Raw genomic sequence first — 12,768 nt, forward strand, 5'->3', positions numbered from 1 at the left:
CGGTATCCTGCTGTGCGGGCCACTGCTAAGCGCGTTGGCTATTGCTGTGGTGAGCCCCGTTTGATCATGAAGGCCTCTACAGCGCGCTGGGTTTCGGGACGGATGTTTTCGATCCCTTCATAAGGCATACCATAGGCGGGCGGCGTGTCAGGGTATTTGTCTTTGCGTGCCATGTGACGGCCCAGAATGCGCACAAATTCCTGACCGCCCCAGGCACCGACTTCGGTAGACACCGAGTATTCTTCGCGCGTGTCGCGGTAAAGGTCGAAGAATTTGGCGACAATCGCATTCTCGCCTGGTCCCGGCAGTTTCAGTTTCAGCTGATCTTTCACGATCGCCTCAGGTTTTGTGACCGAGTATATGATGACGTGATCGCGGCGGGCCTTTGACTCGTCCGCAAACAGCAAGGCAGCGGTTTGATCGACGCCATCGACCACGCGGTCTCTTGGGATGAACGCGTCTGCGCCCGCGAACCGAGACAGGGTCGTGTAAAGATCGGAGACGTGAACAATGCTGTTCAACAAACCGTCTGCCTCGATCATACCGGGCCAGCGGATGAAGGCGTCGACACGCACTCCGCCTTCGGTCGTGTCACCCTTGCCGCCGGCAAATATCATCGGGGTAAATCCTGACTGCGGCGCGTATTTGGTGAAATGGCCATTGTCACCCATGACGACGACGATTGTGTTTTCGCTCAGACCAAGTTCGTCCAGCCGTTCAAAGATGTCGCCGAGCCACTGGTCCAAAAGTTGCATCTTGTCGACATAGAGGCCACCGTTCGCACTTGCGGGCCCATCCCGACCGGCGCGGGTATTGTCCAGCGGGATCATGGGCCAGTATTGTAGAAAGAACGGAGCGTCTATAACCGCAAGACGTTCCAGCTCATTCAGCGTTTTGTCCTGAAAGGCCTGGTTCATTTCATCGTATTTGGCGGCGTTCCAGCGTTCGCCGGAGTCCATACGGATTTCGCGGATCGGGCCACCGGTCTCACCTTCGATTACGGTCATCATCGCCGAAGCATCCGGTCGGAACCAGCCGTCCAATGTGTATTTGTCGTCATAATCCCGGATCGCAACCGAAACCTGTTCCTTGATCGCATCATCGTTGAAGATGGTCAGTTGACCCTGCTGGTGAATGGCGTGCTGTGCGTAGTCGAAACCCTGATTCATGGCCCAGCTTTCCGCGATGTCGCCCATATGCCACTTGCCGATGTGGCTGGTTGCGTAACCGGCCTGTTTCAGGACCTCGGCCAGCGTCACTTCGGTGCCCGGCAGTCCAAAGCCGGCGATATCGACGGCCGTGTCACCCATTCCCATTCGCACGGGCAAGCGGCCGGTCATTTGTGCCACGCGCGTTGGGGTGCAGGACGGCTCGGTATACATCCGGACCATGCGCAGCGCCTCGTCCGAAAAGTCGTTGATATTCGGAGTGTCGTACCCACGGACCGCGTTAAGCTCTGGTATGCCCATGTCGCCAAAGCCCATATCATCGATCAGCACGCTGATTATGTTTGGGGGCCGTCCGTTGTTGCGGTCACGAAAAGCGGCCAGCGCCTCATCGACATCGGCGTCATCCTGCGCCCATTGTTCCGCGCGTTGGGCCTGCAGAATGTAGTATTCGGCATCGTGTTGAATCGGGTCTTGCTGTGCCCACAAAGGCGCGGCGGTTACACCCGCACACAAAGTCAGAAGCCATCTAAGTCTCATTCCGTCTCCCCCAGAATTTGAAGCCGAGCTTCGCTGTTTCAATTTTGACTCGTTTACACTTGATAACATTTTTATATTCGTATGATTGCGAAAGTATGCAACTTTACTGCCAACTCATGAACACCTCACGGGTCTGTTCGGTTTCCGGTCGCAGGTTTTCGATGCCCTCATAGGGGGTGCCTTTGCCAATCTCGGAATGCGGATATTGGGCGATCATCTTCTGGTGGCGCTTGATCATGTCCTGGAAGGATGCGCCTGCCCAAAGCGAATAACCGACCAAAGGATGTTCCTCGCGCGGGTCACGGTAGATGTTGTAGGTCGGCGCAGCCGCCCCGGGCTGACCGGGTGCAGGCAGATGCATCTTGAACTCTTGTTTGACGATCGAGCGCAAGACTGGCCCTTCATAAACATAGACATAGTCACGCCGACCATTCCCTTCTCCGTTCAACAGCAAGGCGGTCTGGTCAATGCCATCAATGATACGGTCCCGCGGAATAAACTTGGTGGCTCCGGCAATTCGCGCCATCGTGGTGAAGATATCGGACACATGAAAGATGTCTCCTGCGGCGCTGTTGGCCTCGATCACGCCGGGCCAGCGAATGAACGCATCGGTTCGTACGCCGCCTTCAAGGTGCTGGGTTTTACCGCCGCGATAGATCAGCTGGTTCAGGCCGGAAGTACCCTCATAGTGATACATCAGACCATTGTCCGCCATCAGAACAACAATCGTGTTGTCGGCCTGACCGGTTTCATCAAGCTTGGCCAAGAGATCCCCGATCCAACCATCCAGCAATTGTAGTTTGTCGGCGTGAAACCCGCCGTTCCGCGAGATTGCTTGATCCGGGTAGACGAAGTTCAACGGGTAAAGCGGCCAGTATTGCAAGAAGAACGGCTCGTCTTCGGCAGTCAGACGCTCGAGCTGCTCGAGAATTTGCCGTTGATAGCGCTCGTTCATCTGTTCGTATTTGGCCTGAGTCCACACCTCTCCGGCTGACATGTCGACTTCTTGTGCGGGTCCACCGGCTTCGGCCTCGACACCTGTCACCAGGCCATATGGTTTGAACCGCTCATCCAGCAAAAACTGATTGTTCTGACCCTCGGACACGTAGCCGAGCATAGTGTTGGACCGCATGGCCTCCGGGGTCATGAGGCTCAGCTGTACTTGCTGGTGGAGCGGAAATGCCGCCCAATCGAACCCCTGATTGTGAGGGTAAGATTGTTCAATGTCGCCCTGATGCCATTTTCCGACATGCGCTGTGTTGTAGCCAACTTGTTTCAGAATTTCCGGCAGCGTCACTTCGCTGGCCGGAAGGCCCTCGCCGACCAAAGCCACTTTGACCTCTTCCACTCCGGCGCGGATTGGGTGACGACCTGTAAGCATGGCGGTGCGGGTGGGCGTGCACGAGGGTTCCGTATACATCCGCATCAGCGACATGCCTTCGGTGGCCAGTTGATTGATACTGGGCGTCTCGATCCCCATGACGTAGTTCATCTTGCGGTCACCCATCTGACCAAAGCTCACGTCATCAATCAGGATGTAGAGAACGTTGGGAGGCTTACCGCCATTGGTGGCGCGGATCTCAGCCAGTCTGGCATCGATTTCAGCGTCTTGTGCATCCCATGCCTTGCCAAACTGCGCGCGCAGGAATTCGAACTCGCCATCATGTACAATGGGGGTTTCCTGAGCAAGCACCGGGATGGCACCCATCAACAACGCTGGCAAGATGTTTCTGAGCCTCATGTCAAACCTCCAAGTCTCTACCACCAGTCACTTGCGCGTCCGAGACCTGAGCACGCAGCTGTCCTTCAATACTGCTGCGCAAATCCGAAAGGCTTTCTGCGAGATCAGCCAGATAGCGCATCTGCGGAACTGACTGCGACTTTTGAGGCGCCGCCAGCTCGGCGAAGACCTGTCTGTAGTCGCCGCAAATTCGATCAAACTCTTGATCCTTTGCACGCAAGTCGCGCAGCAAGCGACCCGCGTTGGGAAATTGGTTTTCAAAGAACTCATCTTCCGTCATTGGCTGCGCCCTTTCGGAATTCGCTTTCCAAGCATGCATCCAGAAGAATGTGTATTGAACGTATTAAGCCGCATGCTACCGTAGCAACGAGGGGTCAAACCCTTATTGCGAAAGGATAGTATTTGACCGCCAGCGTGGACGATCAGGATCAGACTGACGCTCGACCATTCTCGGACGCGCAGGTTCGGGATGCGCTGGATAAGATTCAGGGCTCGGATGAATTCAAAGGATCCGCCCGAATGCGTTCGTTTCTGTCCTACGTCGTGACAGAAACGATCGAAGGTCGTTCCGACGCTATTCGCGCCAAAACCATTGCGATGGACGTTTATGGATACAACGCGGATGACCTGTTGAAACGAGAAGGCGTCGTACGTGTGGACGCCGGGCGCGTTCGGCGAAAGCTCCAAGCTTACTACGAAGGTAAAGGGATGTCCGACCAATTGGTCATTTCGCTGCCCGTCGGAAGTTACGCCCCCGAGTTTTTGCCGGGTTCCAGACAAAACAGACAAACAAGGCGCAGACGGCGAGGGTCTGCTGCGATCATAGTCTCGCTTGCCCTGTTGATTGTCGCCCTTTTGGTTGGTGTCCTGATTGGCCGCAACTCTCATTCTGTTGCGCCCGAAGCTGACAAAACGGCGATCTACGACCTGTCGCCGGCGCGTGTCGAGGCAATGAACTTAGGCAAGGCAGGCCAGGACCTGATTTTTCCGGTTACGAATTTGGCACGTCTTCAGCCTGCTTTGTTGATTTTTCAAACGGCGATTGCACGAGACCCGTTGTATTACGGAGGTTACGCTGGCGCAGCTCAGGTCGAAACCATGTCCGCCATCGTTCAGTCGGGCAACCCCGTTTCGGATGAGTTGATGCAAGCCGCCGACAAGAACAGCGCATACGCTTTGGAATTGGCACCTGATGAACCATGGCCGCTTTCGGCGCGGGCATGGTTCGAGTTTGGGGCTGGTAGTTACGAAAGCGCGGCCGGACTGTCCCAAAGGGCCGTGGCGCTGGCCCCCGATGATCCACATGTCGCTGAATTCGATGCTTTGATCTCCCTTTACACATCCGACTTCGACCGGGTTCTGTCGCAATCAGAGCGATACAGAACACTGGCCCGAAACAGTGGAGGCCTTGTCTTTGACAATGCGTTGGGTGCGGCTCAATTTCATACAGGCGATTTTGCTGCTGCGATCCGGACGTTTGACGAAACGATATCCCGCGGGGGGCCGTTCGGACCGGTTTCCGCCGCTTATCTTATGGCCGCCCATTGGCAAAACGGGGAACAAGACGAAGCTCGACGGCTTGCAAAAGTATTTTCAGACACATGGCCAAGCTTTCCTCTCGAAGCACTGAAGGCTCGGGTTTTCGCGGATCCACAGCCGGTTCAAGAACTGGTAGGGGCAATGAAAGCCGCGGGTTGGTCAGGCGTAGACGCTGCGCAAACGGATGTGCCGCAAACTGTTGGCTCAGATTGACAATAGTTCGTATACCGGTGCTTGTTGGCGACACAACCGCCCAGGCTGATCATTGGTGCTGCTACTTTGGATCGTACAGGTACCCGATACCGCGTACGGTTCTGATTATCTCCGGCTTTTCGGGATTGGATTCGAGTTTGCGGCGTAGTCTGGATATTCTGATGTCGATGCTGCGGTCGAAAGGGTCCCAGGATCGGTCATGCGCCTTTTCCAATAACTGATCTCGGTTTAAGACGCGCCCTTTGTTGTCCGCGAAGACCTTTAGCAACCTGTATTCCATTGCGGTCAGCTGAACTTCGGACCCATCCGGGGCCAGAAGTTTTGCCGCGTCTTTGTCCAGCGTGTAATGCCCAAAACGTGCCCCATCACCGTCGCTCGTGTCGGAGGCCGATTCAGTGATGGCCCCGCGACGCAGGATCGCCTTGATCCGCGCTTCAAGCTCTCGGAGATCGACGGGTTTGCCCAGATAATCGTCAGCGCCCATTTCCAAACCGATGATACGATCAACAACATCACCCGCGGCAGTGAGCATGATCACCGGCGTCGTGTTTTCCGGGCGAAGGGATCGCAGTATAGCAAGACCGTCTTCCTTGGGCATGTTGATATCCATAATCATGACGTCCACAGTCTCTGCTGAAATTATCGCCCGAAGTTCTTCTCCCCCAGACGCAGCTGAAACCCTGTAACCACGTTTGCGCAGATATTCCTGAAGCATCTCGCGCACGTCGATTTCATCATCGCACACCAGTATGTGAGTGTTTTGACTATCCATCGGAGGGGTCCTTTTGGTCGGCGAGCAATGTTCCGACAAGTGTTCTGAGTTCTGCCGGTGAGACAGGTTTTTCCAGGTAGGGCAGGCCGGATTCTCGCAGCAACCCCAATGAACTTTCACCCATTGTGTCGCCGGTAATATATGCCGTTCTGCTCAGCATATGAGGGAAATGTTCCATCAGGGCTTCGTATATTTTGCGGCCATCTATGCCCGGCATGTTCAAATCACTTAGAAATATATCGTATTTGCCAGATTGCAGACGGCTGAGCGCCTCTTTGCCCGAGGTGACAAAATCAACGTGGAGCCCTTCCTTTCTAAGAATTTCGGCGTTCAGCTCACCCACTTCGACTTCGTCATCTACGATGAGGGCCCGGTGTCTGAAAATTGTCGACGAGTTTTCGAGAGGCTCATCAATATTGCTGGCGTCAGACACCGCGACAGGCAGGGTGATCCGAAAACAAGTTCCGGTTTCGCTAGTCTTATCCAATCCGATCTGGCCACCATGGGACAGGACGATCCGATGGCAGAATGCCAATCCAATCCCGGTTCCGTCGCCTACTTCTTTTGTGGTGAAGAATGGCTCGAATATGCGTGGGCGAATGGCTTTGGGAATTCCGGGACCGTTGTCCCGAACTGTAATTTCCACCATTCCTTTGTCCGGTCTGGTTTCAGCAGACAGCACGATTTTGTCACCGATACCGGCGGACGTCATCGCTTGCTCAGCGTTGATTATCAGGTTGAGGATGACTTGCGTCAGTTGATCGGCATCCCCGGCGATTGGCGGCAAATCCGCAGGTATGCTTCGCAGAATTCTAATTTCACCTGATGTACTGCCATAACCCGCTACATCCGCCGCAGTGTCGATCATGCCAGCCACTTCGACATGTTCTATCTTGCTGGGCTGTTGACGCGCCATGGCAAGGAACGACTTTACGATCTTTGCACAGCGTTCAGCGGCGTTGCCTATCTTTTCAATTCTGACTGTCAAATCGGGATCCGAAATTTCATCCCGAAGCATGAGCGCATGGCCCACAACAACAGACAGCGGGTTGTTCAACTCATGTGCAACCCCGGCAAGCAGCTCTCCTAGGGCAGACATCTTTTCATTCTGAAAGACCAGCTCTCGTTGTTTTTCCAGTTCGGCCTCAATTGCCAGCTCGTCGGTCAGGTCGCGCGTGTTTGAAACGATGACTTCTTCGCCGTTGAACTCGATAAGGCGCGATGAATCTGCGGCCCAGAACGTCCTCCCATTGACGTCAACAAATTCCATGCGCCGGTCTTTTAACGAGCCCGCCTGTCGCAGATCCTTCAGATAGCGTTCGCGCTCGTTGGGATTTGCATAATACGATTTTGCGCTTTTGGGGTCCCCGAACAACGCTTTGATTTCCGGCGTGGCGAAAAGCACTTCGCCAGTTTCGGCATGTGTCATGTTGATGGCGGCCGGATAAGCCTCCATGACCTGACGGATAAGGGCGTCAGCCTCTTTTTGAACGGTCAGGTCGATGATGCTGGTAACGATGACTTCTTCGCCTTTGTAGTCAATCAACTGAGAAGAAATCGAAGCGGGAAAGGTTTTCCCTTCAGCGTTAACCAGATCAAGCTTGTAGTCTTTCACTTGCCCGTCAGCCAAAAGCACAGTGATAAAGTCCGCGCGCTCTTCGGGTCTGAGGTAATGCTCTCTTGCTGATCGCGCGGGTCCGAACATCTCAAGGGCGGCGGGCGTGCGGTATAAAATCTGACCGTCGCCAATCCGCGCCATGGTAACAATCGCCGAGCTGGCATCCAGAACTTTTCGGATCAGAATATCGCCATCGCGTTCTTCGACCTCGGCCCGCTTTCGGGCGGTGATGTCTTCGCGCGTGACAACAAAGCCGCCGAATTCCGTCGGGTGCACAGAAACCAGATAGGTTCGCCCATCAGTTTCGGTCAGCTCATAATCTTGAATGAACTCGATTCCATTGGCCAGCCGGTCTGACACCCATTGCTGTTCGTTGCCTATGGCGTCGGCATATATCCCCCGGCGCGCGGTCTCGCGCATCAGTATTTCCCAATCCAGGCCGGGTTCCAGCAGGTCCGCGACACCCTTGTTCATATCGGCATATCTTTGATTGAACATGACAAGCCGGCGATCGTCATCGTAAAGGGCGAACCCTTCCTTGAGCGATTCAATGGCGTCACGAAGAAGGTCTCTTGCCTTCTCGACGTCTTCCAGATCGTTTGCCATGCCCATCGTCATCCTGAATTTCTATGATATCATTGTTTCAGTGCCATTTCAAAATCCAAGCCTAGTGTTTCAATTGTTTCAGGGTACGCGATTCCGGTCCAGCGTCAGTCGAAATCCTGTCTTAATTCTGGGCGGATAGCGCGTTGAGTGACCTGGTTCACAGAGCTACAAATGAAACATTTCGCGTTGCTTTCAGAAATCACATTGAAACATTGGAAGGTCATTTAGTTCCCATCGCTAATGCAATTGGGTAAGTACGATGACTATTTCATTTAATCCTACTGAAACGATAAACGCACCTATTTTTGCGTTACATTCTTCCGCATCGAATGGTGGACAATGGAACCAGCTGGCAGCGGATCTGGAAGGTCGCTTTGAAGTTCATGCCTTCGATCTGCCCGGCTACGGCAGAGCACCTCTGATCGGCGATTTTGCACAAAAAGGGGCGGCTGTTTCGGCAATCCCCGTGATCCGGGAAATCGAGGCCATGGGGCGGACCGTACATCTGGTTGGCCATTCCAATGGGGGCGGCGTCGCCATCAAGATTGCCCTGATGCGTCCTGATCTTGTGAAAAGCCTGACTGTCTATGAACCTGCGACCTTTCACTTTCTCCAGCATGGGGACGAGGTCAGCCAACAGCTGTTCCGTGAGATCCAATTGCTTTCTGGCGTCGTGACGGCTGCGGCTGCAGATGGCGATGCCAAAGCCGGGATGCGCCATTTTCTTGATTTCTGGAACGAAGACGGGTTTTGGGACACACTTCCCGCTTCGGCCCAAAACCACTTCGCCCTGCAGATCGTTTCAATCATGACTGATTTTGCCAACGGGTTTGCGGAAACCTGGGACCTGAAGGATCTGTCCAGTCTCGAAGTACCTTCGTTGGTCATGACAGGCCTGGAATCTCCGGCAGTCGCACAACATGCAGCAGTTGCGATTGCACAGGCACTGCCAAATGCGCGGATCGCGCTGTTGCCAGAGCTTGGGCATATGGCGCCGGTTTTCCAGCCCGAGTGGATCAACTCGAGAATACTTGAGCACGTGGCCAGCGCAGAACGGCCTGTCGTCAATATCAGCTGGCCGGAACGGAAAGCTGCCTAAGCAGTCTGCCAACTATGTCGCAGCCCGAAATTCAACCGCTGGTGTCAGGCCAGCAAAAACCAAGAGGAACAAGAAATGGGTATTCAAACTTCAATCGATGCCACAACGGATTTTGCAGCAATCAAGGCCAAGCAAAATGTCGCTTGGGGGTCAGGCGATTACAGCAAGGTTGGGGTGACGCTCCAGATCACCGGCGAAGAGCTTGCCGAGGCCATGGACATGACGCCGGATGCCAAAGTGCTTGATGTTGCAGCCGGGAACGGAAACGCCACACTGGCCTTTGCGCGGCGCTTTTGCGATGTCACCTCGACAGACTATGTCGAGGCTCTGCTAGAGGCCAGCAGCCAGCGTGCCAAGGCCGACGATCTGTTTGTCACCTACAAGGTCGCTGATGCTGAAAACCTGCCCTTTATGGATCAGTCGTTTGACGCGGTCGTATCTACATTCGGAGTAATGTTTACGCCAAATCAACAGCAATCCTCAGCAGAGCTTCAGCGCGTTGTGAAACAGGGCGGCAAGATCGGCATGGCGAACTGGACACCCGAGAGCTTTATCGGCCTGTTGTTCAAGACGATTGGCAAGCATGTGCCGCCCCCCGCTGGCGTACAGTCTCCGGCTTTGTGGGGAAGTCAAAAATGGATCGAAGACACCTTTGGTGACAATTGTGAAATCGTGTCGTTCAGACGCAAGAACTTCATGTTCCGTTACAGATCAGCGGAACACTTTCTGGAGTATTTCCGAACGTTCTACGGTCCTATGCAAAAGGCATTTGATGCTCTGGATACAGATGGGCAAGCAGCTTTGCGCGATGACATCATGGCACTTATCGAGAAATTCGACATCTCGACAACCAGATCGCTGTGCATCTCATCGGAATATGCCGAGATTATTGCGCAGCGTCGATAGTTGTATTTTGCGCACTCATGGCTCTTTGGCTTAGCGTCAAAGAGCCGTGACATTTTGCGTCGGGGTGCGTTCAACTCGTCAGTTAGTGGAAAGGGTATCAAAATGGCTTCGCCTACACTCTATGAGAAATACGGTGGCTTTTCGAAGATCAGCAAGATCGTGATCTCATTTTACGACACTCTTCTGGACAACGATGAGGTCGGGCCCTTCTTCGACAATGTCGACATGAGCCGGATGGTCGACCACCAGACCAAATTTATTGCGTCGCTTCTTGGTGGCCCTGCTTCGTACACTGATGAACAGCTGCGTCGCATGCATTCTCATCTGGACATCACGCACGCTCATTTCGATGAACTTGAAACAGTGTTGCAAGGTGCATTGGAAAAACACGACGTAGCGGCAGAAGACATTGTCGCTGTTGTCGCGGAGTTCGGCAAACGTCGTCCCCTGATTGTTAGGTAAGCCATGACTATTGAAGCCATCAACGAACAACTATTGCGCGCGATTGGTGTGGGCGTTGCACTTTTGGATCGTGAAACGCTGAAATTCGGGTTCCGAAACGACACCTTTGACGAATGGTTCAGTGACGGAAGTCAGTCGGATCACTTGCAGCAGATTTTCCCCGATCTGGATCTGATTGCGGTTCAAAAAAGCCTGTTTGAGACGCGACGATATACATCCGAGATCAGTTTCAAGAAAAAGCGCAGAACGCTGGTCATCGCGCTTGATTTTACGGTCGCAGATGAGGATGTGCTTGTTCTTGTCTGTCAGAATATCACCCGCATCAAAGAGCTGGAGTCGATGATCGACTCATATTCGATGATGGTCGAACGCAACACGCGCGAGTTGAAGCGGGAAAAGGAGCAGGTCGAGAAACTACTGCTAAACCTGATGCCGCGATCTGTTTATGAAGAATACAAAACATTTGGCGTCGTGACACCTCAGCTTTATGATCCGGTGTCGGTATTGATGCTCGATTTTGTCGGGTTCACCGAGATGGTCGCCTCGCAAGATCCAAGCGTCACTGTAACCGAACTGAACGACATTTACAGCGCGTTTGATCGCATCGGTGAACAGTTTGGCTGCGAACGTATCAAGACGATCGGTGATGCCTATATAACCGTTGCCGGTTTGCCGGACCCAACCCCTGATCACGCCAAAGCAATTGCTAATACTGCGATCAGGTTTGTGCGCTATCTGAACCGCCGAAACCTGAGCCACCCGCACCAGTGGCGATGCAGGATCGGGCTGGCTTCGGGTTCCGTCGTGGGCTCTGTCGTTGGCATTCAAAAATACGTCTACGACATTTTCGGCCCGGCAGTTAATCTGGCTTCCCGGCTTCAGGAGTTTTCCGAACCCATGCAGATTACGGTTCAGGACGACGTTGCGCATATCCTCAACGATGAGTTCGACATGAAAGATATGGGCGCGAAGATGATCCGAGGCTTTGGTGAACAACCAATTTGGCGCCTTTCCGATAAGGATTAGAGCGGGTCAGTTTTGTCGGAATCGAAAAGGGCTTCCGCCTCGGGCCGGGTTGTGATTCAGAAACCATACTGGAGAGGAAGGCCAGCAAGGATGACGAGGGTAGCGATCCTGGTTTTCGGATTTCAAGCGGCCTGTTTGGCAGCATTCCAAGCGTCAAATGCAGAGGTGGTCGCGGAAATTCGGACCAGTGTTTAAGGTGGATCGCATGATGAAAGTGATGATCCAGAAGGAAGAAACGAAAGAACCATTCACCTGAGTTTAAGGCCAAGGTTGCGCTTGAAGCGATCCGGGAGGAGATGACGCTGGCGGAGCTATCCAAGAAGTACGGTGTGCTTCCAACGCAGATCGGCACTTGGAAACGGGCTGCGATAGAGAACATGGCGACGACCTTTACGCGCAAAGGTTCAGTGCCCGAGCCAGTAAGTACTGCTGACGTCGACAAGACTATCTGGGAGGTATTCGAAGAAGAGCGCGCGAGCCTTGTGCCGTATGTCGGCCCCTTCGATGGCTTCCACGCGGTTCCGGCGTCGGTGTCGAAGACCTGTCTCGTGCGGTTCGACAAAAACCGCTACTCCGTCGATGCCCGCGCCGTTGGACGACCGGTCGAGATCAGGGCCTATGCAGACCGGCTGGAATGCTGACAGGACGGCCGGATTGTCGGGCAACACGAGCGTGCCTTCGGGCGGGACAAAACGATCTTTGATCCTTTGCATTACATTCCCGTCCTTGTCCGCAAGCCAGGGGCCTTACGCAATGGCGCACCCTTCAAGGACTGGGACCTGCCAGTCCCGATCCGCCGGGTGCAGCGCAAGCTGCAACGTCAGCCTGGTGGCGACTGGCAAATGGTCGATATCCTTGCCGCCGAGATGCGCGAGAAACAAGCCCGGTCGGTCAAGTGCCAGATGACCATTTCCAAGCTGCCGCTGGCAAAGGAACTGGAAGAGTTCGACTTTGAAACGGCCGAGGTCAATGAGACCCTGATCCGCGATCTGGCAAGAGGTGACTCCCTCGACCATCTGCGTATCGTTCATCTTGGAATAAGGGACTTGGCCCAACCCATAGCGAGAGCTGGCAAATAGG

10 protein-coding genes and 1 pseudogene are annotated in these 12,768 nt (G+C 54.0%); 6 read left to right on the forward strand and 5 right to left on the reverse strand.

The genetic code is table 11. The features are described 5' to 3' along the window. Nucleotides 1–38 precede the first annotated feature (38 nt). The 3 genes from AC2FD8_RS07275 to AC2FD8_RS07285 form a co-directional block, all read right to left on the reverse strand. Nucleotides 39–1,706, reverse strand: a complete 1,668-nt coding sequence (locus AC2FD8_RS07275; protein WP_496855333.1) for a sulfatase-like hydrolase/transferase — start codon at nucleotides 1,704–1,706, stop codon at nucleotides 39–41. 103 nt (nucleotides 1,707–1,809) lie between these two features. Continuing rightward, complete coding sequence (locus tag AC2FD8_RS07280; RefSeq protein WP_496855330.1) at nucleotides 1,810–3,447, reverse strand: sulfatase-like hydrolase/transferase; 1,638 nt, start codon at nucleotides 3,445–3,447, stop codon at nucleotides 1,810–1,812. 1 nt (nucleotide 3,448) lies between these two features. After that, nucleotides 3,449–3,727: a hypothetical protein gene (locus AC2FD8_RS07285; RefSeq protein WP_496855328.1), complete on the reverse strand. Its 279-nt coding sequence runs from the start codon at nucleotides 3,725–3,727 to the stop codon at nucleotides 3,449–3,451. Nucleotides 3,728–3,849: 122 nt separating this feature from the next. Between AC2FD8_RS07285 and AC2FD8_RS07290 the strand changes: the two genes are divergently transcribed. Then, on the forward strand, nucleotides 3,850–5,199 hold the full coding sequence (locus AC2FD8_RS07290) for a tetratricopeptide repeat protein (RefSeq protein WP_496874294.1): 1,350 nt from the start codon (nucleotides 3,850–3,852) through the stop codon (nucleotides 5,197–5,199). A 61-nt stretch (nucleotides 5,200–5,260) separates the two neighbouring features. Here the strand turns inward: AC2FD8_RS07290 and AC2FD8_RS07295 are convergent, their stop codons facing one another. Together AC2FD8_RS07295 and AC2FD8_RS07300 are read right to left on the reverse strand one after the other, a co-directional pair. Continuing rightward, complete coding sequence (locus tag AC2FD8_RS07295) at nucleotides 5,261–5,971, reverse strand: response regulator (protein ID WP_496855325.1); 711 nt, start codon at nucleotides 5,969–5,971, stop codon at nucleotides 5,261–5,263. Further along, on the reverse strand, nucleotides 5,964–8,195 hold the full coding sequence (locus AC2FD8_RS07300) for a hybrid sensor histidine kinase/response regulator (protein WP_496855323.1): 2,232 nt from the start codon (nucleotides 8,193–8,195) through the stop codon (nucleotides 5,964–5,966). Before AC2FD8_RS07300 ends, AC2FD8_RS07295 begins: the two co-directional genes overlap by 8 nt. Nucleotides 8,196–8,454: 259 nt before the next feature. Between AC2FD8_RS07300 and AC2FD8_RS07305 the strand changes: the two genes are divergently transcribed. The 5 genes and pseudogenes from AC2FD8_RS07305 to AC2FD8_RS07325 all read left to right on the forward strand — a co-directional run. Continuing rightward, nucleotides 8,455–9,294: an alpha/beta fold hydrolase gene (locus AC2FD8_RS07305; RefSeq protein ID WP_496855321.1), complete on the forward strand. Its 840-nt coding sequence runs from the start codon at nucleotides 8,455–8,457 to the stop codon at nucleotides 9,292–9,294. A gap of 75 nt (nucleotides 9,295–9,369) precedes the next feature. After that, nucleotides 9,370–10,200, forward strand: coding sequence for a class I SAM-dependent methyltransferase (locus tag AC2FD8_RS07310; RefSeq protein ID WP_496855320.1), 831 nt, complete (start codon nucleotides 9,370–9,372; stop codon nucleotides 10,198–10,200). 102 nt (nucleotides 10,201–10,302) lie between these two features. Next, on the forward strand, nucleotides 10,303–10,662 hold the full coding sequence (locus tag AC2FD8_RS07315) for a group I truncated hemoglobin (RefSeq protein WP_496855319.1): 360 nt from the start codon (nucleotides 10,303–10,305) through the stop codon (nucleotides 10,660–10,662). Nucleotides 10,663–10,665: 3 nt separating this feature from the next. Next, entirely contained in the window at nucleotides 10,666–11,688 is a 1,023-nt protein-coding gene (locus AC2FD8_RS07320) for an adenylate/guanylate cyclase domain-containing protein (protein ID WP_496855317.1), read from the forward strand. 242 nt (nucleotides 11,689–11,930) lie between these two features. Continuing rightward, nucleotides 11,931–12,767 (forward strand): annotated as a pseudogene (locus AC2FD8_RS07325) (transposase); the annotation flags it as partial. Nucleotide 12,768 lies beyond the last annotated feature (1 nt).

Source organism: Ruegeria sp. YTSC192, from assembly GCF_059609705.1.